Source organism: Streptomyces sp. NPDC020996 (assembly GCF_040641355.1).
Classification (GTDB): Bacteria; Actinomycetota; Actinomycetes; order Streptomycetales; family Streptomycetaceae; genus Streptomyces.
Window position 1 is genome coordinate 1 of record NZ_JBFADM010000006.1, and the last position, 20372, is coordinate 20372.

Here is a 20372-nt window from a genome sequence, read left to right on the forward strand (position 1 = left end):
CTGGCGTTGATTTTTGGCACGCTGTTGAGTTCTCAAGGAACGGTCGCTTCCTTTGTACTCACCCTCTCGGGCTTTCCTCCGGGCGCTTCCCTTCGGTCTTGCGTTTCCGACTCTATCAGATCCTTTCGGCGTCTGATTCCCAGTCAGCGGGAGTTGTCTTCCCGGCCGTTGGGCCGTTCCGACGAGTGAGACTTTAGCGGATTCCTCGCTCCCGAGCTAATCGGGGGCTGCGGCCTTTCGGACGCGGATTCCTCATTTCGCGAATACGCACGCCGAAGACACGGCGACAGGTCGAATGATCGACAGATCGCCGGTCTTGGTTGGTACTGCGGAATGGCTGTCCGGGGACCGACCGGAGTCGGCGCTCACGTCGGACAACTCGGAGAACACTACGGACCGGCCCGGGCCGTGTCAACTGCGGATCGGACACCCCCGGAACCGCCTGGTGGAGGCGTTCGGGAGGCGTACTCTGAGGGGCATGACGACGCGTACGTGCAACCAGTTCTGGTGGGCCGCCTGACGGCGGCCGCAGTCACGTACGCACCCACGGCCGCCGCTTCGGCGGCCGTTCTCGTATCTCCCTCCAGAAGCTCCTGAGGGCGGGCCGCCGGGGCCGGCGGCCTCGACCAGGAGGTGGAAGAGGGATGACGCGAGTCTTCAGCGGGGTCAAGCCGACCGGGCACCTGACGCTCGGGAACTACCTGGGAGCCCTGCGGCGGTGGGCCGCGGTGGACCAGCACGAGGCGGACGCGCTGTTCTGCATCGTCGATCTGCACGCGCTGACCGTCGAGCACGACCCGGCGCGGGTGCGCAGGCTCAGTCGGCAGGCGGCCACGCTGCTGCTGGCGTCCGGACTGGACCCGGAGCTGTGCACCGTGTTCGTGCAGAGTCACGTCGACGAGCACACCCGGCTGTCGTACCTGCTGGAGTGCGTGGCGACCGACGGTGAGATGCGGCGCATGATCCAGTACAAGGAGAAGGCCCCGCGGGAGCGGGCGCGGGGCGGGAGCGTGCGGCTGTCGCTGCTGACGTATCCGGCGCTGATGGCGGCGGACATCCTGGCCTACGGGGCGGACGAGGTGCCGGTGGGTGACGACCAGACGCAGCACGTGGAGCTGACGCGGGACCTGGCGGTGCGGTTCAACCAGCGTTACGGCCACACGTTCACGGTGCCGAAGGCGATGCCGCCGGCGGTGGGCGCGCGGGTGATGAACCTGCAGGACCCGACGTCGAAGATGGGCAAGAGCGACGACGCGGGGCCGGGGATCGTCTACCTGCTGGACGAGCCGGACGTGGTGCGCAGGAAGGTCATGCGGGCGGTGACCGACAGCGGGCAGGACGTCGTCCATGACAGGGAGGAACGGCCGGGCGTCGCGAATCTGCTGGAGATCCTCGCGGCCTGCACGGGCGGGGATCCGGAGGAGCTGGCCGGTTCGTACGCGTCGTACGGCGCGTTGAAGAAGGACACCGCCGACGCCGTGGTCGAGGTGCTCAGGCCCTTGCGCGAGCGGCACCGGGCGTTGTGCGCGGACCCCGGATACGTGGACGGGGTGCTGCGGGACGGCGCGGAGCGGGCGCGGGCGATGGCGCGGCCGACCGTCGATGCCGCCTATCGCGCCATCGGGCTGCTGCCGGCCGTCTCCGGCGCGGATCCCGCGCCGAACGCCGCCCGGTAGGCGCGCGGGCTGGTGGCGAGGCGCGATGCGAAGTGCTGGCGCATGGTGACCTCGCTGCCGAAGCCCGCGCGGCGGGCGACCTCGGGCATGGGCAGGTCGGTTCGTTCGAGGAGTTTCTGGGCGGCGGCGATGCGCTGGTCCAGGAGCCAGCGCAGCGGGGTCGTGCCGGTGGCCGCGGTGAAGTGGCGGGCGAAGCTGCGCGGTGACATGCCCGCGTGCGCGGCCAGGTCGGCCACCGTGAGGGGCTCGTGCAGCCGGCGCAGGGCGTGTTCGCGTACGGCGGCCAGGGCGTCGGCGTCGCGGTCCGCGCGCGGGGTGGGCTGCTCGATGAACTGGGCCTGGGTGCCGGTGCGGAAGGGAGCGGTGACCATCGAGCGGGCGATGGTGGCCGCCGCCTCCGCGCCGTGCGCCCGGCGGACGAGGTGGAGGCACAGGTCGATGCCGGCCGCGGTGCCGGCGGAGGTCCAGATGCCGTCCTCCTCGATGAAGAGGGCGTCGGGGACGACGGTGACCCGGGGGTGGTGTGCGCGCAGGAGGTCGACGAGGTTCCAGTGGGTGACGGCTCGGCGGCCGTCGAGGAGGCCGGCCTGGGCGAGCGTGAAGGCTCCGCCGCAGAGGGCTGCGACGGTGGTGCCGCGGGCGTGGGCGCGGCGGAGGGCGTCGAGGACCGGCGCGGGTGCGGGGGTGAGGTGGTCGTCGAGGCCGGGGACGATGATCAGGTCGGCGCGGGAGAGCCAGGCGAGGGTGCGTTCGGGCAGGAGGGTGAGGCCGCCGCGCATCGGGACGGGGGCGGGGTCGGCGGCGACGCGGCGCAGGTCGAAGGCGGGGGCGCCGCGATCGGTGCGGTCGGTGCCCCACACCTCGGTGATGACGGCGACGTCGAAGGCGCGGATGCCGGGGAAGGCGACGAGGGCGACCCGGTGGGCACTCGGGGCAGTGGCCATGGGTGGCAGTAAACCATCGATCGCCGACTTCCGTGCCGCTGGGAGGGCAGAGAGCGGCGCGGCAGCATCGTGGGCATGGACATCGCGGAGAACGCGGCCCTGGTGGTCGTGGACGTACAGCAGGGTTTCGAGGACGCCGGCTTCTGGGGGCCGCGGAACAATCCCGGGGCGGACGACAACATCGCCTCGCTCATCGACGCGTGGCAGTCGACGGGGCGGCCGGTGGTGTTCGTGCGGCACGACTCGGTCAGTCCGGAGTCGCCGCTGCGGCCGGGGCAGGCGGGCAACGACTTCAAGGACTACGTGGAGCGGCGGCGCGGCCGGACGGCCGGCGGGGCGGAGCTGCTGGTCACGAAGACGGTGAACTCAGCCTTCTACGGGACGCCGGACCTGGACGCCTGGCTGAGGGCGGCGGGCGTCCGGCAGCTCGTGCTGGCCGGGATCCAGACCAACATGTGCGTGGAGACGACGGCCCGGATGGGCGGGAACCTCGGCTACGACGTGGTGGTCGCGTACGACGCCACGTACACCTTCGACCTGGAGGGGCCGTTCGGCTGGCGGCGGAGCGCCGAGGAGGTGGCGCAGGCGTCGGCGGTGTCGCTGCACGGGGGCGGTTTCGCGAGGGTGGTGACCACGAAGGAGGTCGTAGACGCGGCGCGGTGACCGCGGGGGGCGCGGTGACGGCGGGGAGTGGTGATCGCCCGGGTGTGACCGCGGGGGGCGGTGAGTGTGGTGCGGCCGCCCCCGGCGGGGCGTCAGTCCTTCTTGCCGGAGGCGAGTTCGCGGCTGCGGTCGCGGGCGGCTTCGAGGGCGGCGATGAGGGCGGCGCGCACGCCGTGGTTCTCGAGTTCGCGGATGGCGTTGATGGTGGTGCCCGCGGGGGACGTGACGTTCTCGCGGAGCTTGACGGGGTGCTCGCCGCTGTCGCGGAGCATGACGGCGGCGCCGATCGCGGACTGGACGATCAGGTCGTGTGCCTTGTCGCGGGGCAGGCCGAGCAGGATGCCGGCGTCGGTCATGGCCTCGACGAGGTAGAAGAAGTACGCCGGTCCGGAGCCGGAGAGGGCGGTGCAGGCGTCCTGCTGGGCCTCGGGGACGCGGAGCGTCTTGCCGACGGCGCCGAAGATCTCCTCGGTGTGGGCCAGGTGGTCGGCGGTGGCGTGGCTGCCGCCGGAGATGACGGACATGGCCTCGTCGACGAGGGCGGGCGTGTTCGTCATGACGCGGACGACCGGAACGCCGGCGGCGAGGCGTTCCTCGAGGAAGGCCGTGGTGATGCCGGCGGCTCCGCTGATGACCAGGCGGTCGGCGGGGACGTGGGGGGCGAGTTCGTCGAGGAGGGCGCCCATGTCCTGCGGTTTGACGGTGAGGATCAGGGTGTCGGCGGTCTTGGCCGCCTCCGGGTTGGTGACCGGGGTGACTCCGTAGCGGGCGCGGAGTTCTTCGGCTCGCTCCGGGCGGCGGGCGGTGACCAGGAGGTCGGCCGGGGCCCAGCCCCCGCGGATCATTCCGCTGAGCAGGGCTTCGCCGATCTTGCCGGTGCCGAGGACTGCGACTTTCTGCGTCATGGCTGGGGTGCCCTCCGAGGGTTGCGTCGTCCGGACTCATCCTCGCACCGGGCATCGGCGAGCGGGGCGCTTGTCCGGTGGGCGGACGTGGACGTGGGCGCGGGTGTGGCGGCGGCCGGTACGGGGCGGGGGCAGGGCGGGCCGGTACGGGGCAGGGCGGGCCGGTGCGAGGCTGCCGGTGAGGCGCGGCCGGTGAGGGTGGCCGGTCAGGTCGTCCGGCGTCGCAGTGTCGCCGCGCCCAGGCCGAGGACCAGCACCGCGCAGCCGGCGACGACCAGCACGTCCCGTACGAAGGTGGCGGTCATGTCGGTGTGCTTGAGGACCTCGTTCATGCCGTCGACGGCGTAGGACATGGGCAGGACGTCGGAGATGCCCTCCAGGACGGGGTGCATGTTGGAGCGCGGGGTGAACAGGCCGCAGAGGAGGAGCTGGGGGAAGATCACGGCCGGCATGAACTGGACCGCCTGGAACTCGGACGCGGCGAACGCCGAGACGAACAGGCCGAGGGCGGTGCCCAGCAGGGCGTCGAGCAGGGCGACGAGCAGCAGCAGCCAGGGGCTGCCGACGACGTCCAGGCCGAGGAACCAGACCGCGAGGCCGGTGGCCAGGGCGGACTGGATGATCGCGAGGATGCCGAAGGCGAGGGCGTAGCCGGCGATCAGGTCGCCCTTGCCCAGGGGCAGGGCGAGCAGGCGTTCCAGGGTGCCGGAGGTGCGCTCGCGCAGGGTGGCGATGGACGTCACCAGGAACATCGTGATCAGCGGGAAGATGCCGAGGAGCGAGGCGCCGATGTTGTCGAAGGTGCGCGGGCTGCCGTCGAAGACGTAGCGCAGCAGGAACAGCAGCAGGCAGGGCACCAGGATCATCAGGGCGATGGTGCGGGGGTCGTGGCGCAGCTGGCGCAGGACCCGGGTCGCGGTGGCGGTGGTGCGGTGGAGGTTCAGCGCGCCGGTGGGTACGGGCTTCGCCGGTGGGGGCGTGGTGGGCGTGGTGGTGCTCATGCGGTGGTCTCCTTCGTACGGGCGGCGGCGGCCGCCTTGTCGACCAGGTGCAGGAAGGCTTCCTCGACGGTGGCGGAGCCGGTACGGGTGCGCAGGGCGTCCGGGGTGTCGTCGGCGAGGATCTCGCCCTCCCGCATGAGCAGGAGGCGGTGGCAGCGTTCGGCCTCGTCCATGACGTGGGAGGAGACGAGGAGGGTGGCTCCGCGCTCGGCGGCGATGCGGTGGAAGAGGCTCCACAGGTCGCGGCGCAGGACCGGGTCCAGGCCGACGGTGGGTTCGTCGAGGACGAGGAGTTCCGGGCGGCCGAGGAGGGAGACGGCGAGGGAGACGCGGCTGCGCTGCCCGCCGGAGAGGTTGCGGGCCAGGGCGTCGGCGCGGCTGGTGAGGTCGACCTCGGCGAGGACACGGTCGACGTCCTGGCGGCGGTCGTGGGCCGGGATGCCGGGGGCGAGGATCGCGGCGAAGTAGTCCAGGTTCTGGCGGACGGACAGGTCGTCGTAGACGGACGGGTCCTGGGTGACGTAGCCGATGCGGGTGCGCAGGGTGGGGTGGCCGGCGGGCCGGCCGAGGACCTCCAGGGTGCCGGTGACCTTGGCCTGGGTGCCGACGATCGCCCGCATCAGGGTGGTCTTGCCGCAGCCGGACGGGCCGAGCAGGCCGGTGACCTGGCCGCGCGGGACGACGAAGCGGATGCCGCGCACGACCGTGCGGGTGCCGCGGACCACGGAGAGGCCCTCGGCGCGCACGGCGGGCGCGGCTCCGGGATCGGGGGCGTCGGCGTCGGCGTCGCCGCGACTTATATTCATCATGTGCTGAACAATCCTCCTGTCCGCCGGGACTGTCAAGCGGAAGCCGGACGACCGTCTGAGCCGGGGCCGAGTGGGCGTTGCGAGTGGGCGTCGGGGGTGACGCGGGCATGCGTGAGGGCCGGCCGGCGGCCGGAGGGGGTACGGGCGCGGCGGCGCGTTCTAGGCGCGGCGGCGCTTCTTGGACGGGTTGCCCGTGCGGCGGGCGCTGCGCTTGGCGTGCCGGGCGAGTGCCGCCTCGTGCTCCTGGCGGTGCAGCTTCTCGCCGGGGGCCTCGGTGAGGGAGCGGAAGAAGTAGGCGAGGAGGGAGCCGACGAAGCCGATGGCCAGGAGGCCGCGCAGGGACGCCTGGCGCTGCGGGTCGGGACGGGCGCCGAAGCCGTCCCAGGTGTGCCGGAAGGCCAGCGCACTGCAGATCGCGAACATCGCGACCACCAGGACGGTGACGAAGGCGCCGGTGTCGGCGATCTGGAGGCCCTCGTAGGCGAAGCGCAGGACGAGGCAGGAGGCGACGGCGGCGGCGAGCGAGCCGACGCCGGCGCCGATGCGGCGGAGGCCGTAGCCGCGGTCGTGGTTCACCCAGGTGGTGCCGAAGAAGCGGAGGGGTTCCGGGCGGGGAGCCGCGGAGCCCGCGCTGTCCTGGGAGCCGGTTTCGTCACTCACGGGACGATTATGGCTCGCGGACGGGCGCGGGCTCCGGGAGGGTTCAGACGCAGCGCGGGGCTACGTAGCCGTCGCTGCCCGTCTTCACATAGGCGTCCGACACGTACTCGCCGTTGTCGATGTTGTCCCAGATGTTCGAGGTGCCGTAGTAGCCCGACACCGTCGTGCCTGGCCTCTGGCAAAAGATCGGCACCTGGGAGCCCGCCGGCAGCACCCGGACGAGGGAGTAGCCGGTGCCGGGACCGCTGCGGACGTTCAGCTCGACGCCGGGCGCGATCGGGTAGTACTGCACGGTTGCCGCCGAAGCGGTCGCCGGAGCCGCCGTCACCATGAGGAAGGCTCCGACGGCGCCGGCGAGCAGGACGGACATGCGCCTGCGGGAGGTCATGGATGTCCCTTGGTAGTGGTGTGGTGGATCAGGATCCGCACCGCGGGCGGATGTAGCCGTCGCTGCCGGTGTTCACGTAGGTGTCGGAGATGTACTCGCCGCTGCCGATGCAGTCCCAGATGTTCGACGTGCCGTAGTAGCCCGACACAGTGGTGCCCGGTGTCTGGCAGAGGATTCCCACTCTGGACCCTTCGGGCAGGACCTTGACGATCGGGTAGCTGGTGCCCGGGCCGCTGCGGACGTTCAGCCTGACGCCCGGAGCCACCGGGTAGTAGGTCACGGATGCCGACGCGGCCGTCGCCGTGAGGGCCTCCTCCTCGCCGCCTTCGATCTGTTCGACGCGGTCAACAGACATGGAAAACTCCCCCGTTCAACCCCATGCGTGCCATGGGGCCCCGTTGATACCCGTGAAACGCGCCATGAAACATGCTTGTGCGACCGGCTCGTGAACGTCGGCAAGCCGCCTCTGTCTCGTACGAGTCATCGACTAGGCTCCGTGCGTCGCGCGCATGGACGAACAGCACGGGGGTGGACCCATGGCGCCGCAGCGGAACGCCGGAGCGGGCGCGGAAGCGGAACTGCCCGAGTACGCCGGTCACTACCGTCTGGAGTCGTGCCTCGGTTCGGGGGGCATGGGGGTCGTCCACCTGGCCCGCAGCACCTCGGGCATGAAGCTCGCGGTGAAGGTCGTACACGCCGAGTTCGCCAAGGACCCCGAGTTCAGGGGGCGTTTCCGGCAGGAGGTCGCCGCGGCCCGCAGGGTCAGCGGCGCCTTCACCGCGTCCGTCGTCGACGCCGATCCGGAGGCCGAACGGCCGTGGATGGCCACGCTGTTCATTCCGGGGCCCACCCTGTCCGAGCACGTGAAGCGGAACGGGCCCATGACTTCCGCCCAGTTGCGCCGCCTGATGGCCGGGCTGGCCGAAGCACTGCGCGACATCCACCGGGTCGGGGTCGTGCACCGGGACCTGAAGCCGAGCAACGTACTGCTCGCCGAGGACGGGCCGAAGGTCATCGACTTCGGCATCTCTCGGCCGAAGGACAGCGAACTGCGCACCGAGACAGGCAAGTTGATCGGCACCCCGCCCTTCATGGCGCCGGAGCAGTTCCGCCGCCCGCGGGAGGTGGGGCCCGCCGCCGACGTCTTCGCGCTGGGGTCCGTGATGGTGCACGCGGCGACCGGACGCGGGCCGTTCGACTCCGACAGCCCCTACGTCGTCGCCTACCAGGTCGTGCACGACGAGCCCGACCTGACCGGCGTACCGGAGAACCTCGCGCCGCTCGTCCTGCGCTGCCTGGCCAAGGAGCCGGAGGACCGGCCCACGCCCGATCAGTTGATGCGCGAGCTCCGGTCCGTCGCCGCTTCCTACGACACGCAGGCGTTCATACCGGCGCAGCGAGCGGCCGACGCACCGCGTCCGGCGACGGAACCCGAGAAGCCGCCGCCCCGGCGGACGGGAGGGCGCCGCCGCAAGCGGGCGGCGGTCCTGGCCCTGGGCCTGCTCCTCGTCGCGGGTGGCGCGTTCGCCTGGGCCCAGTTGCTGGACGGCGGGGACGGCGCACCGGACGGGACGGGCGCCGGGGCGCCGTCCCCGTTCAGTTCCTGGGCGACCAGGCCGGCGGGCACGGCGGGCGGCCTGCCCCGCTGCACGTACGGGACGCGGCTGCTGCTGTGCGCACAGCCCGGACTGCTGTCCGCCCTCGACCCCGACGACGGGAGCGTGCGGTGGCGGCACAGTCTCCCCGGTGGTGACGCTCCCGACGTGTCACCGGTCCTCTCAGGAGGCCTGGTGCACGTCCTGACCCATGCCGGGAAGCGGGTGGAAGCGCTCGATCCGTCATCGGGCAAGGTGCGGTGGGCACGAGACGTCTCGGCCTACAGCAGCATCCGCTACGCGGGCGGCACGCTGCTGCTGACCGGTTCCGGCGGCAAGGTGACCGGCGTGAACAGCCTGTCCGGGGAAACCGAGTGGAGTCGGCGGATAACGGGGCTGGACGAGCCGTACTTCGTGTCGTTCCCCAAAAGCCGCTGGGCCTTCGCCGCGACCCCGTCGGCCGACGGGACGCGGACGAAGGTCACGGCGATCGATGCCGCCACCGGACGGAAGGACTGGAGCGTGTGGTTCGACGGCCGGCTGACGATCGCCGACGTCACCGGCGACAGCGTGGTGCTGCTGGCCGGCGGCAACGAGGTCGGCACGGCGAGCGCGGTGGTCCGCTACGAACCGGAGTCGAGGGTCACGCGGCGTGTGCCGCTGACCGTACCGATCGATCAGGCGCAGGCCACCGTGCGCGGGAATCTCGTCTGTCTGCTGGGAACCGGGGGTTCCCTGACGCTGGTCGACACGGATGCCGGCAGGCAGCTGTGGTCCGTGGAGACGTCCGTGAGCCGTGGCTCGGCACCAGTCATCGAGGGCCGTCGCGTGTACTTCAGCGCCGCTGACGGACGGCTGCTCGGGGTGGACGCGGCGAAGGGGAAGCTGCTCGGGCAGACCCGGCCGCGGCTCAGTTCCCGCGCGGACGCGTTCATGGCCGCCCTCCCCGCCCCCCAGCCCGCCGCCGCCCGTGTCTACGCCGCCGCACCCGACGGCACCGTCTTCGCCGTCGACTCACGGGATCCGGCGGCCTGGTAGGAAGCGCCTGTCGGGCGGGCGGGCGGTGACGGCGAAGGGGCCGCCCCCGGATGCGGAGGGAGCGGCCCTGGAGGCAGCGGCCCCGGAGGCGGAGGGAGGGGGCCCCGGAGGCAGCGGCCCCGGAGGCAGCGGCCCTGGTGCTGGGCGGGGGCGTCAGCCCAGCTTGGTCACGTCGCGCACCGCGCCCTTGTCCGCGCTGGTCGCCATCGCCGCGTAGGCCCGCAGCGCCGCGGAGACCTTGCGGTCGCGGTTCCGCGGGGCGTACGTGCCGCCCAGCGCCTCCTTGCGGCGGGCCAGCTCGGCGTCGTCGACCAGGAGCTCGATCGTGCGGCCGGGGATGTCGATGCGGATGCGGTCGCCGTCCTCGACGAGGGCGATCGTGCCGCCGGACGCCGCCTCGGGGGACGCGTGGCCGATCGACAGGCCGGACGTGCCGCCCGAGAAGCGGCCGTCCGTGATGAGCGCGCAGCTCTTGCCGAGGCCGCGGCCCTTGAGGAACGACGTCGGGTAGAGCATCTCCTGCATGCCGGGGCCGCCCTTGGGGCCCTCGTAGCGGATGACGACCACGTCGCCTTCCGTCACCTGCTTGTTGAGGATCTTCTCGACGGCCTCTTCCTGCGACTCGCACACCACCGCGGGGCCCTCGAAGGTCCAGATGGACTCGTCGACGCCGGCCGTCTTCACGACGCAGCCGTCGACCGCCAGGTTGCCCTTGAGGACCGCCAGGCCGCCGTCCTTGGAGTACGCGTGCTCGACGGAGCGGATGCAGCCGTTCTCGGCGTCCTCGTCGAGGGTGTCCCAGCGCTCGGACTGGGAGAACGCCTCGGCCGAGCGGACGCAGCCCGGGGCCGCGTGCCACAGCTCGACCGCCTCGGGAGAGGGGGAGCCGCCGCGGACGTCCCACGTCTTCAGCCAGTCGGCCAGCGACGGGCTGTGGACGGAGTGCACGTCCTCGTTCAGCAGGCCCGCGCGGTGCAGTTCGCCGAGCAGGGCGGGGATGCCGCCGGCGCGGTGCACGTCCTCCATGTAGTACGTGCGGTTCTTCGCGACGTTGGGCGCGACCTTCGCCAGGCACGGCACGCGGCGCGAGACCGCGTCGATCTGCTCCAGGCCGAACGGCACGCCCGCCTCCTGGGCCGCGGCGAGCAGGTGCAGGATCGTGTTCGTGGAGCCGCCCATCGCGATGTCGAGGGCCATCGCGTTCTCGAAGGCGGCGAAGGTGGCGACGGAGCGCGGCAGGACCGTGTCGTCGTCCTGCTCGTAGTGGCGCCGGGTGATGTCCATGACCGTGCGGGCCGCGGCGACGTAGAGCTGCTTGCGGGCCGTGTGGGTGGCGAGGACCGATCCGTTGCCGGGGAGGGAGAGGCCGATCGCCTCGGTCAGGCAGTTCATCGAGTTGGCGGTGAACATGCCGGAACAGGAGCCGCAGGTCGGACAGGCGTTCTCCTCGATGCGGAGGATGTCCTCGTCGGAGATCTTGTCGTTCGCGGCGTCGGCGATCGCGTCGATCAGGTCCAGCGAGCGGACCGTGCCGTCGACCAGGGTGGCGCGGCCGGCCTCCATCGGGCCGCCGGAGACGAACACCGTCGGGATGTTCAGCCGCAGCGCGGCCATCAGCATGCCCGGGGTGATCTTGTCGCAGTTGGAGATGCAGACCAGGGCGTCGGCGCAGTGGGCCTCGACCATGTACTCGACCGAGTCCGCGATCAGGTCGCGGGAGGGCAGGCTGTAGAGCATGCCGCCGTGGCCCATGGCGATGCCGTCGTCGACCGCGATGGTGTTGAACTCGCGCGGGATGCCGCCCGCCTCGGTGATCGCCTCGCTGACGATCCGGCCGACCGGCTGGAGGTGGGTGTGGCCCGGCACGAACTCCGTGAAGCTGTTGGCGACGGCGATGATCGGCTTGCGGCCGATGTCCGCACCGGGTACACCGGAGGCGCGCATAAGGGCGCGGGCGCCCGCCATGTTGCGGCCGTGGGTGACTGTGCGGGACCTCAGCTCGGGCATCGTCGCTCGCTCCTTCAGGACTGCCGTCGGACGATTCAGTCGGTGTTCGGTCGGTGTTCAGGTCGGTTGTCAGTCGGTTCGGGGTCAGTGCTGACCTCACGTCGAGCGTACGCCGGTCATCCAGGTGTCGGGACGAGGTGTCCGGAATACGGGACGCGTGTCTTGCGCCGTGCGGCCGGGAACTCGCGGGCGGCGCCTCGCGGGCGGTCCGGCCCCGTGCGGTCGGATGCTGAGCGCCCGGCGCCGCGCCGTTCGGGCCGTGCCGTCATGGTCCGGTCAGGTGTCCCTGCACCACCGGGGCCACGCGCGCGATGATCTGCTCCACGTCAGCGGAGGCCAGCGGCTCCACCTTGATCACGTACCGCAGCATGGCCGACCCGACCAGCTGCGCGGCCGCCAGCTCGGCGCGCAGCTCCGCGTCCGGCACGTCGATCTGCACGGCGATGCGGCGCAGCAGCTGCGCGGCGACCAGGTCGCGGAAGACACCGGCCGCGGTCTCGTTGTTCACGGCGGAGCGGACGATCGCCAGCAACGGTGTGCGGGTCGTGGGGTTCTCCCAGATGCCGAAGATGAAGCGGGTGAGCCGTTCTCCTACGCCGTCCAGCGGGCCGTCGGCGACCGCGTCCGGCGCGTGGCGGGCGGGCGCGAAGGCGGTCTCGATGGCCGCCGCGAAGACCTGCTCCTTGGTGCCGAAGTAGTGGTGCACCAGCGCCGAGTCCACGCCGGCCGCCTTGGCGATCTGGCGCACGGACGTCTTGTCGTAGCCGCGCAGGGAGAACTCCTCGCGGGCCACCGTCAGGATGCGGTCGCGGGTGTCGGCCGACTCCGTGCGCGTACGGCGGCCCCGGCGCCGGGACGTGGCCTCGGTCACGGCCGGGGCACCTGCACCGCGGACGCCAGGTGCAGGCGCGTGAACGCCAGCGCCTCGGCCAGGTCGGCCTCGCGTTCGGCGCCGGACATGGCCCGGCGGGTGTTGACCTCGATGACGACGTGCCCGCCGAAGCCGGTGAGCGCCAGGCGCTCCAGCAGTTCGGCGCAGGGCTGGGTGCCGCGGCCGGGGACCAGGTGCTCGTCCTTCGCCGATCCCCGGCCGTCCGCGAGGTGCACGTGGCCCAGGCGGTCGCCCATCCGGTCGACCATCTGGATGGCGTCCGTGCGGGCCGTCGCGGCGTGGCTGAGGTCGATCGTGAAGTGACGGTAGTCGTCCTTGGTGACGTCCCAGTCGGGGGCGTACGCGAGCATCTCGCGGTCGCGGTAGCGCCAGGGGTACATGTTCTCGACGGCGAACCGGACGTCCGTCTCGTTCGCCATCCGCCAGATCCCGTCGACGAAGTCGCGCGCGTACTGCCGCTGCCAGCGGAACGGGGGGTGGACGACGACCGTGGTCGCGCCCAGCTTCTCGGCCGCGGCGCGGGCGCGCTGGAGCTTGACCCAGGGGTCGGTGGACCACACGCGCTGCGTGATGAGCAGGCAGGGGGCGTGCACGGCGAGGATCGGGATCTGGTGGTAGTCGCTGAGTCTGCGCAGGGCCTCGATGTCCTGGCTGACCGGGTCGGTCCACACCATGACCTCGACACCGTCGTATCCGAGACGCGCGGCGATCTCGAAGGCCGTCGCCGTCGACTCCGGATAGACGGACGCCGTCGACAGGGCGACCTTCGCATCCGGGATGCGTACGACTGGCTCTGCCATGGGTGACAGGTTACGGGGTGCGGGTGCGTGCGGCCGGGCCCCAGTACGCCGTTGTGGCCATCGCCACGGGCCGGTGCGGGTCCGCGGGGGCTTTCCGGCGCGGGTCCGCAGGGGCTTTCCGGCGCGGGTCCGCGGGGGCTCGCCGGCACGGGTCCGCAGGGACTCGCCGGTGCCGCTCGGCCGGGGCTCGCCGGTACGGTCCGCGGGGACTCGCCGGTGCCGTTCGGCGCCCCCGCGGGACGTCACGCCGATCCCATGTGGTCGAGCCTGCGCAGGATCACTCCCTCCCTGAGCGCCCACGGGCATATCTCCACCGACTCCGCGCCGAGCAGGTCCATCACGCCCTCGGCCACCAGCGCCCCGGCGAGCAGCTGGCCCGCGCGGCCCTCCGAGACGCCGGGCAGCTCGGCCCGCTGGGCGGTGGTCATGCCGGCCAGACGCGGGACCCATGCCTCCAGGGACTCCCGCTTCAGCTCGCGCTGGACGTAGAGGCCGTCGGTGGAGCGGGCGGCGCCGGCTATGCGGGCGAGCTGCTTGAAGGTCTTGGATGTGGCGACGACGTGGTCGGGGGCGCCGAAGCGGCTGAACTCGCCGACCGTCCGGGCGATCTCGGCCCGCACATGGCGGCGCAGCGCCCGCACCGCCTCCGGGGCGGGCGGGTCGCCGGGCAGCCGGGCGGCGGTCAGCCGGCCCGCGCCCAGCGGCAGCGAGACGGCCGCGTCGGGCTGCTCGTCGATGCCGTAGGCGATCTCCAGGGAGCCGCCGCCGATGTCGAGGACGAGCAGCTTCCCGGCCGACCAGCCGAACCAGCGGCGGGCGGCGAGGAAGGTCAGCCGGGCCTCCTCGGCGCCGGCGAGGACCTGCAGCTCGACGCCGGTCTCGCGCTTCACCCGCGCGAGGACCTCGTCGGCGTTGCTGGCCTCGCGCACGGCGGAGGTCGCGAACGGCAGGAGATCCTCCACGCCCTTGTCCTCGGCGGCCTGCAGCGCGTCATGGATGACGGCGATCAGCTTGTCGACCCCTTCGGGGCCGATCGCCCCGTCCTCGTCGAGGAGTTGGGCCAGGCGCAGCTCCGCCTTGTGCGAGTGCGCGGGTAGCGGGCACGCGCCCGGGTGCGCATCCACCACCAGCAGATGCACCGTGTTCGATCCCACGTCGAGGACACCGAGTCTCATGTACGGAACGCTACTGCCACCTGGGCGGTCCTCGGTCCCCGAGGACCGCCGCGAGCGCCGTACCCTGGTCTGGTGCCAAAGACGAAAAAGGCAAAGGCCGACAAGTCGGCAGCGGGAGCCGGATCCGCCGCGGATTCCGCCGTCGCTCCGCGGGTGAGGTCGCCGAAGAAGTCGCGCAAGGTCCGGGAAGCGGACGAGAAGGGCCTCGACTTCGCGCGCGCGTGGGTGGAGTTCCCTGATCCGGCGGACGACGAGCAGGTCTTCCGGTGCGATCTGACCTGGCTGACCTCGCGCTGGAACTGCATCTTCGGCAGCGGCTGCCAGGGGATCCAGGAGGGCCGCGCGGAGGACGGCTGCTGCACGCTGGGCGCCCACTTCTCCGACGAGGACGACGAGAAGCGGGTCGCGGAGCACGCGGCGCGGCTGACCCCGGAGATCTGGCAGCACCACGCCGAGGGCACGCGGAACGGCTGGGTGTCCGAGGACGAGGACGGCGACCGGCAGACCCGCCCCTACCAGGGCTCCTGCATCTTCCAGAACCGGCCCGGTTTCCCGGGCGGCGCCGGCTGCTCGCTGCACATCCTGGCCCTGCGCGAGGGCCGCGAGCCGCTGGAGACCAAGCCGGACGTGTGCTGGCAGCTGCCGATCCGGCGCACGTACGACTGGATCGACCGGCCCGACGACACGCGCGTGCTGCAGGTGTCGATCGGTGAGTACGACCGCCGGGGCTGGGGTCCGGGCGGCCACGACCTGCACTGGTGGTGCACGTCGGCGACCTCGGCGCACGGCGCGGGCGAGCCGGTGTACGTCTCCTACCGGGCGGAGCTGACCGAGCTGATGGGCAAGGCCGGCTACGACCGTCTGGTGGAGCTGTGCGAGGCGCGGCTGGCCTCGCGGCTGCCGTTGGTGGCACCGCATCCTGCGGATCCCGTGAGCCCTGCGGATGCCGCGGAGTCCGTGGGCTGACCGCTCGGGGCACGGACGGGCTCGGGGCACGGACAGGCTCGGGGCGGCCGACCGCTCAGGACGCGGAGGGGCCCTTGCCTGCCCACCGGTCAGGACGCGGACGGGCTCAGGTCTGCCGACCGCTCAGGAGATGGACGGGCTCAGGTCTGCCGGCCGGTCAGGAAACGGACGGGCTCGGGTCGCCGTCGGTGGCCGGCGGGGACGAGCCCGCCGGGTCGGACGGGGCGGATCCGCTGGGCGTGGGCTGCGGGGCGGGCGAAGAAGGCGGGTCGCTCGGGGTGGGGTCCGGGGGCGCCGAGGTGGCCGTCGGGGTCGGGCGGGGGCCAGACGGGGTCGGGGCGGCGGGGCCGCTCGGACCGTGGTCCGAGGGGCTGGGCGCGACGCCGCGGCCGTCGATGGTGACGACGGCGCCGGCCGGAGACACCGCGACCTGTGCCCGCCAGCTCCCCGCCGGCTCCCGCAACTGGTCGACGTGCACCCTGACGGTCACCGACTCACCCAGGGCGAGGATGCCCGAGGTCCGGCTCAGGTACAGCCAGGGCGCCCTGGTCGTCGCGGACCAGCGCACCGCGGAGCCGGTGGCGGTGAGGGTGATGAGGGTGGTGTCGCCGCTGGTGCGGGCCGACACCTCGATCTGCCCGGCGCCCTTGTGACCCGCGCCGGCCACGCCGACGACCTCCGCGGAGACGTCCGTCCCGGCGCGTCGGCCGAAGCGGGGGTCCGGCCCGGCGTCCGCGTTGCCGGCGTTCTCGTAGCCTCCGCCCGCCCCCTCGCCGGCCAGGCGGCCGGGGCCGTGCGCCTCGCCGGCGCCGGTGGCGGCGCCGTCGGCTCCCTCACCGGTCGGCGCGCTGCGGTAGGCGGCCCACAGGGCGAACACCGGCGCCGCGACGACCGTGGCGACGACGGTCGTGGTGACGGCACGCGTGCGCAGCCGGTCCCGGCGGGCGGCGCGGTCCCTGGGGTCCATGGGGAAGCCGCGCCGGTCGAACCGGGGCGCGGCGGCGCCACGCGCGCGTGGCGAGTGCGCCATGGCGGCGTGCAGGGCGGCGCGGGGCGCCGGGAGCACATGCAGCTCGGCGGCGGGGGTGACGCTCGCGCCGGGCCAGCGGCCGGGGATCGCGCGCTCGGCGCCGCGGCGGCAGCGCGGGCAGTCGTCGACGTGCCGGACGAGTTCCTTGCGCAGGGCCGTGCTGAGCACCAGCCGGCCCTCGCCGGTGAGCCGGGCCACGCCCGGGCAGGTGCCGTTCTCGACGACGGCGAGGGCGGCGCGGGTGCGCTCGACCTCACAGGCGGCGGAGGCGAGCAGTTCGCGGGCGGCGGTGGGAGCCGTGCCGAGGACGGCGGCCACCTCGTGGGCGGCGAGGTGGTGACGCACGGCGAGTTCGAGGGCCTCGCGCTGCTCGGGGGTGGTGCCGGCGGCCTCCGGCCAGGCCAGCAGGGCGAGTTCGCGTCGCCTGGCCTGCTGGACGGCGTCGGGGACGGACGGGGCCGTGGGCTGCCGGGAACCCGCGGAGCGGCCCGCCGCGTGCGTGCTCTGACGTTTCTGCTTGGCCTCGGCGAGCTTGCGCAGGCACGCCCAGCGGGCCAGCGCGTACAGCCAGGCCCGCCGGTCCCCGGCCGCCTCGGGCCCGCGGCGGCGCTCGGCGAGGGCGAGGACGTCCCCCAGGGCGGCGGTCGCCGCGTCGTGGTCGCAGAGCACGGACAGGCAGTAGGTGAACAGCCCGTCGAGGTACGGCTCGTAGCGCGCGGGCGGTGCGGGCTGCGCAGGCGGCGCGGGCGGCCGCTTCGCGACCGTGCGCGCCGCGGCGCGGTCACGCGCCTCCCGGCGCGCCCGGTCGACACCGGTGACGCGGGGTGAGGTCTCCGCACCGGTGATGCGGGTGGAGGTCTCCGGACTGCTGCTCGTCATCCATGTGACCGTAGAGGCCGGAGACCAGGGGTTTCCTCCCCCTTGAGCACATTTAATCCATACGGGTGAAACGATCCCTCAAATGGGGACGGGCGGCCCCGCCTCCCCCGCGGGGGCGGCGTTGTCGGTGGCGGCGGTTACGGTTTGCGCATGGCTGCCCGTACCAAGACCACCAAGGACCGCCCCTCCTACCGCTGCACCGAGTGCGGCTGGCAGACGGCCAAGTGGCTCGGTCGCTGCCCCGAGTGCCAGGCCTGGGGGACGATCGAGGAGTACGGCGCGCCCGCCGTCCGGACGACGGCGCCGGGCCGCGTGACGACATCCGCGCTGCCCATCGGCCAGGTCGACGGCCGTCAGGCCACCGCCCGCTCCACCGGTGTGCCCGAGCTCGACCGGGTGCTCGGCGGCGGACTGGTGCCCGGCGCGGTGGTGCTGCTCGCGGGCGAGCCCGGCGTCGGCAAGTCGACGCTCCTGCTGGACGTGGCGGCGAAGTCGGCGAGCGAGGAGCACCGCACCCTCTACGTCACCGGTGAGGAGTCGGCGAGCCAGGTCCGGCTGCGCGCCGACCGCATCAAGGCGCTCGACGACCACCTGTATCTCGCCGCGGAGACCGATCTGGCGGCCGTGCTCGGCCACTTGGACGCGGTCAAGCCGTCGCTGCTGATCCTGGACTCGGTGCAGACGGTGGCCTCCCCCGAGATCGACGGCGCCCCGGGCGGCATGGCGCAGGTGCGCGAGGTCGCCGGCGCCCTCATCCGCGCCTCCAAGGAACGCGGCATGTCCACGCTCCTGGTGGGCCACGTCACCAAGGACGGCGCCATCGCGGGCCCCCGTCTGCTGGAGCACCTGGTGGACGTCGTCCTGCACTTCGAGGGCGACCGGCACGCGCGCCTGCGCCTGGTCCGCGGCGTCAAGAACCGGTACGGCGCCACGGACGAGGTCGGCTGCTTTGAACTGCACGACGAGGGCATCACGGGCCTCGCGGACCCCAGCGGACTCTTCCTGACCCGGCGTGACGAACCCGTCCCCGGCACCTGCCTGACGGTCACCCTGGAGGGCCGCCGCCCCCTCGTCGCCGAGGTCCAGGCCCTCACCGTCGACTCGCAGATCCCCTCCCCTCGGCGCACCACCTCGGGCCTGGAGACCTCCCGCGTGTCGATGATGCTCGCCGTGCTGGAGCAGCGCGGCCGCATCAGCGCGCTCGGCAAGCGGGACATCTACTCCGCGACGGTCGGCGGGGTGAAGCTGTCGGAGCCCGCGGCCGACCTCGCCATCGCCCTCGCGCTGGCGTCGGCGGCGAGCGACACCCCGCTGCCGAAGAACCTCGTCGCGATCGGCGAGGTGGGCCTCGCGGGCGAGGTCAGACGGGTCACGGGCGTGCAGCGCCGACTGTCCGAGGCGCACCGTCTGGGCTTCACGCACGCCCTCGTACCGGGCGACCCGGGCAAGATCCCTTCCGGCATGAAGGTGCTGGAAGTGGCCGACATAGGGGACGCCCTGCGGGTCCTTCCGCGCTCCCGTCGCCGAGACGCCCCACGGGAGGCGGAGGAGCGCCGGTAGACTTTGCCCTGGTCTCGCCCGTCCGTACGACCGAATGTGCGATACGGGAGCGCCCCAGAACCTGCGACCGGAGGAGTGCAGTGGCAGCCAACGACCGGGCAGCGGCTCCCGGAAAGTCCGGTGGGAGTGCCGGTTCCGATGGCCTGATGCGCGCCTCGCTGAGCGCCGTGGCTCCGGGCACCGCCCTGCGCGACGGCCTGGAGCGGGTGCTCCGCGGCAACACCGGCGGTCTCATCGTGCTGGGCTTCGACAAGACCGTCGAAGTCATGTGCACGGGCGGTTTCGTGCTGGACGTGGAGTTCACGGCCACGCGGCTGCGGGAGCTGTGCAAGCTGGACGGCGGCATCGTGCTGTCCTCGGACCTGTCGAAGATCCTGCGGGCGGGCGTGCAGTTCGTGCCCGACGCGACGATCCCCACGGAGGAGACCGGCACCCGGCACCGAACGGCGGACCGGGTCTCCAAGCAGGTCGGCTTCCCGGTGGTGTCCGTGTCGCAGTCGATGCGCCTGATCGCCCTGTACGTCGACGGGCAGCGCCGCGTCCTGGAGGACTCCGCGGCGATCCTGTCCCGCGCCAACCAGGCCCTGGCCACCCTGGAGCGCTACAAGCTCCGCCTGGACGAGGTCGCGGGGACGCTGTCGGCGCTGGAGATCGAGGACCTGGTGACGGTCCGTGATGTCTCGGCGGTGGCCCAGCGTCTGGAGATGGTGCGCCGCATCGCCACCGAAATCGCCGAATACGTGGTCGAACTGGGCACCGACGGGCGCCTGCTGGCCCTCCAGCTGGACGAGCTGATCGCCGGCGTGGAGCCCGAGCGTGAACTCGTCGTCCGGGACTACGTCCCCGAGCCCACCGCCAAGCGCTCCCGCACGGTCGACGAGGCCCTCCACGAACTCGACGCCCTCACCCACGCGGAGCTGCTCGAACTGTCCACGGTGGCCAAGGCGCTGGGGTACACGGGCTCTCCGGAGGCCCTCGACTCGGCGGTGTCCCCGCGCGGCTTCCGCCTCCTGGCCAAGGTCCCGCGGCTGCCCGGCGCGATCATCGACCGGCTCGTCGAGCACTTCGGCGGACTGCAGAAGCTGCTCGCCGCGAGCGTCGACGACCTGCAGACGGTGGACGGCGTGGGCGAGGCCCGCGCGCGGAGCGTGCGCGAGGGCCTGTCCCGCCTGGCGGAGTCCTCGATCCTCGAACGGTACGTCTGACCCCGGCCCACCGCCCGGCCCACAGCCCCGGCCCGCCGCCGACCGCGCCGACCGCGACGGCCTCGGCCGACCGGCTCGGTCCGGCGCCCCGGCCCGCGGCCGCGTGCGGCCACCCCGGCCGACCGCCAGCGATCGACCGTCTCGGTTGACCGCTTTGGCCGACCACATCGGTCCACCAC

Annotated in this window: 18 protein-coding genes; 6 read left to right on the forward strand and 12 right to left on the reverse strand. The window is 72.8% G+C overall.

Translation table 11 applies throughout. The features are described from left to right. The first annotated feature begins 644 nt into the window (after positions 1–644). Positions 645–1676, forward strand: a complete 1032-nt coding sequence (gene trpS, locus AB0G63_RS06365) for a tryptophan--tRNA ligase (RefSeq protein WP_360745152.1) — start codon at positions 645–647, stop codon at positions 1674–1676. On the opposite strand, the gene AB0G63_RS06370 is transcribed toward trpS, so the two are convergent. Continuing rightward, positions 1610–2620, reverse strand: a complete 1011-nt coding sequence (locus AB0G63_RS06370) for a helix-turn-helix domain-containing protein (RefSeq protein WP_360745154.1) — start codon at positions 2618–2620, stop codon at positions 1610–1612. The genes trpS and AB0G63_RS06370 overlap by 67 nt on opposite strands. Before the next feature lie 75 nt (positions 2621–2695). Here AB0G63_RS06370 and AB0G63_RS06375 point away from each other — a divergent pair, with 75 nt between their 5' ends. Continuing rightward, positions 2696–3283, forward strand: coding sequence for a cysteine hydrolase family protein (locus AB0G63_RS06375; protein ID WP_360745157.1), 588 nt, complete (start codon positions 2696–2698; stop codon positions 3281–3283). 92 nt (positions 3284–3375) lie between these two features. On the opposite strand, the gene proC is transcribed toward AB0G63_RS06375, so the two are convergent. From proC to AB0G63_RS06405, 6 genes are all read right to left on the reverse strand, one after another. After that, positions 3376–4188 carry a pyrroline-5-carboxylate reductase gene (gene proC, locus AB0G63_RS06380; protein ID WP_360745160.1) on the reverse strand — a complete coding sequence of 271 codons (813 nt, stop codon included), beginning with the start codon at positions 4186–4188 and terminating at the stop codon, positions 3376–3378. A gap of 206 nt (positions 4189–4394) precedes the next feature. Then, complete coding sequence (locus AB0G63_RS06385) at positions 4395–5189, reverse strand: ABC transporter permease (RefSeq protein WP_360745163.1); 795 nt, start codon at positions 5187–5189, stop codon at positions 4395–4397. Next, complete coding sequence (locus AB0G63_RS06390) at positions 5186–5998, reverse strand: ABC transporter ATP-binding protein (RefSeq protein WP_360745167.1); 813 nt, start codon at positions 5996–5998, stop codon at positions 5186–5188. The genes AB0G63_RS06385 and AB0G63_RS06390 overlap by 4 nt, the downstream gene beginning before the upstream one ends. A 159-nt stretch (positions 5999–6157) precedes the next feature. Further along, the gene (locus AB0G63_RS06395; RefSeq protein ID WP_360745170.1) at positions 6158–6658 is read right to left on the reverse strand and encodes an EamA/RhaT family transporter; all 501 of its coding nucleotides are present in this window, start codon (positions 6656–6658) and stop codon (positions 6158–6160) included. Positions 6659–6701: 43 nt separating this feature from the next. Next, positions 6702–6989, reverse strand: a complete 288-nt coding sequence (locus AB0G63_RS06400) for an SH3 domain-containing protein (protein ID WP_360745719.1) — start codon at positions 6987–6989, stop codon at positions 6702–6704. 85 nt (positions 6990–7074) lie between these two features. Further along, entirely contained in the window at positions 7075–7401 is a 327-nt protein-coding gene (locus AB0G63_RS06405) for an SH3 domain-containing protein (RefSeq protein WP_360745173.1), read from the reverse strand. Positions 7402–7582: 181 nt separating this feature from the next. On the opposite strand from AB0G63_RS06405, the gene AB0G63_RS06410 reads away from it, so the two are divergent. Continuing rightward, a complete protein-coding gene (locus tag AB0G63_RS06410; RefSeq protein ID WP_360745176.1) occupies positions 7583–9679 on the forward strand; it encodes a serine/threonine-protein kinase in 2097 nt (698 codons plus the stop codon). Positions 9680–9832: 153 nt separating this feature from the next. Here the strand turns inward: AB0G63_RS06410 and ilvD are convergent, their stop codons facing one another. From ilvD to AB0G63_RS06430, 4 genes are all read right to left on the reverse strand, one after another. Next, positions 9833–11686, reverse strand: a complete 1854-nt coding sequence (gene ilvD / locus AB0G63_RS06415; protein WP_360745179.1) for a dihydroxy-acid dehydratase — start codon at positions 11684–11686, stop codon at positions 9833–9835. 265 nt (positions 11687–11951) lie between these two features. Further along, a complete protein-coding gene (locus tag AB0G63_RS06420; protein WP_360745182.1) occupies positions 11952–12557 on the reverse strand; it encodes a TetR family transcriptional regulator in 606 nt (201 codons plus the stop codon). Continuing rightward, positions 12554–13378 (reverse strand): sugar phosphate isomerase/epimerase, encoded by an 825-nt coding sequence (locus AB0G63_RS06425; RefSeq protein WP_360745185.1) that lies wholly within the window; start codon positions 13376–13378, stop codon positions 12554–12556. Before AB0G63_RS06425 ends, AB0G63_RS06420 begins: the two co-directional genes overlap by 4 nt. Before the next feature lie 242 nt (positions 13379–13620). Then, entirely contained in the window at positions 13621–14553 is a 933-nt protein-coding gene (locus tag AB0G63_RS06430) for a Ppx/GppA phosphatase family protein (protein ID WP_360745188.1), read from the reverse strand. 72 nt (positions 14554–14625) lie between these two features. On the opposite strand from AB0G63_RS06430, the gene AB0G63_RS06435 reads away from it, so the two are divergent. Further along, positions 14626–15519 (forward strand): hypothetical protein, encoded by an 894-nt coding sequence (locus AB0G63_RS06435; RefSeq protein WP_360745191.1) that lies wholly within the window; start codon positions 14626–14628, stop codon positions 15517–15519. A 157-nt stretch (positions 15520–15676) separates the two neighbouring features. On the opposite strand, the gene AB0G63_RS06440 is transcribed toward AB0G63_RS06435, so the two are convergent. Beyond that, positions 15677–17428: a hypothetical protein gene (locus AB0G63_RS06440; RefSeq protein ID WP_360745194.1), complete on the reverse strand. Its 1752-nt coding sequence runs from the start codon at positions 17426–17428 to the stop codon at positions 15677–15679. Between the two features lie 150 nt (positions 17429–17578). On the opposite strand from AB0G63_RS06440, the gene radA reads away from it, so the two are divergent. Both radA and disA read left to right on the forward strand, forming a co-directional pair. Continuing rightward, entirely contained in the window at positions 17579–18988 is a 1410-nt protein-coding gene (gene radA / locus AB0G63_RS06445; protein ID WP_360745197.1) for a DNA repair protein RadA, read from the forward strand. Positions 18989–19068: 80 nt separating this feature from the next. Further along, on the forward strand, positions 19069–20193 hold the full coding sequence (gene disA / locus AB0G63_RS06450) for a DNA integrity scanning diadenylate cyclase DisA (RefSeq protein WP_360745200.1): 1125 nt from the start codon (positions 19069–19071) through the stop codon (positions 20191–20193). Positions 20194–20372: the final 179 nt, after the last annotated feature.

Coding starts and splice junctions, on each gene's coding strand:
- trpS (WP_360745152.1), top strand. CDS start 645: ATGACGCGAGTCTTCAGCGGGGTCAAGCCGACCGGGCACCTGACGCTC.
- AB0G63_RS06370 (WP_360745154.1), bottom strand. CDS start 2,620: ATGGCCACTGCCCCGAGTGCCCACCGGGTCGCCCTCGTCGCCTTCCCC.
- AB0G63_RS06375 (WP_360745157.1), top strand. CDS start 2,696: ATGGACATCGCGGAGAACGCGGCCCTGGTGGTCGTGGACGTACAGCAG.
- proC (WP_360745160.1), bottom strand. CDS start 4,188: ATGACGCAGAAAGTCGCAGTCCTCGGCACCGGCAAGATCGGCGAAGCC.
- AB0G63_RS06385 (WP_360745163.1), bottom strand. CDS start 5,189: ATGAGCACCACCACGCCCACCACGCCCCCACCGGCGAAGCCCGTACCC.
- AB0G63_RS06390 (WP_360745167.1), bottom strand. CDS start 5,998: ATGATGAATATAAGTCGCGGCGACGCCGACGCCGACGCCCCCGATCCC.
- AB0G63_RS06400 (WP_360745719.1), bottom strand. CDS start 6,989: ATGGTGACGGCGGCTCCGGCGACCGCTTCGGCGGCAACCGTGCAGTAC.
- AB0G63_RS06405 (WP_360745173.1), bottom strand. CDS start 7,401: ATGTCTGTTGACCGCGTCGAACAGATCGAAGGCGGCGAGGAGGAGGCC.
- AB0G63_RS06410 (WP_360745176.1), top strand. CDS start 7,583: ATGGCGCCGCAGCGGAACGCCGGAGCGGGCGCGGAAGCGGAACTGCCC.
- ilvD (WP_360745179.1), bottom strand. CDS start 11,686: ATGCCCGAGCTGAGGTCCCGCACAGTCACCCACGGCCGCAACATGGCG.
- AB0G63_RS06425 (WP_360745185.1), bottom strand. CDS start 13,378: ATGGCAGAGCCAGTCGTACGCATCCCGGATGCGAAGGTCGCCCTGTCG.
- AB0G63_RS06430 (WP_360745188.1), bottom strand. CDS start 14,553: ATGAGACTCGGTGTCCTCGACGTGGGATCGAACACGGTGCATCTGCTG.
- AB0G63_RS06440 (WP_360745194.1), bottom strand. CDS start 17,428: ATGACGAGCAGCAGTCCGGAGACCTCCACCCGCATCACCGGTGCGGAG.
- radA (WP_360745197.1), top strand. CDS start 17,579: ATGGCTGCCCGTACCAAGACCACCAAGGACCGCCCCTCCTACCGCTGC.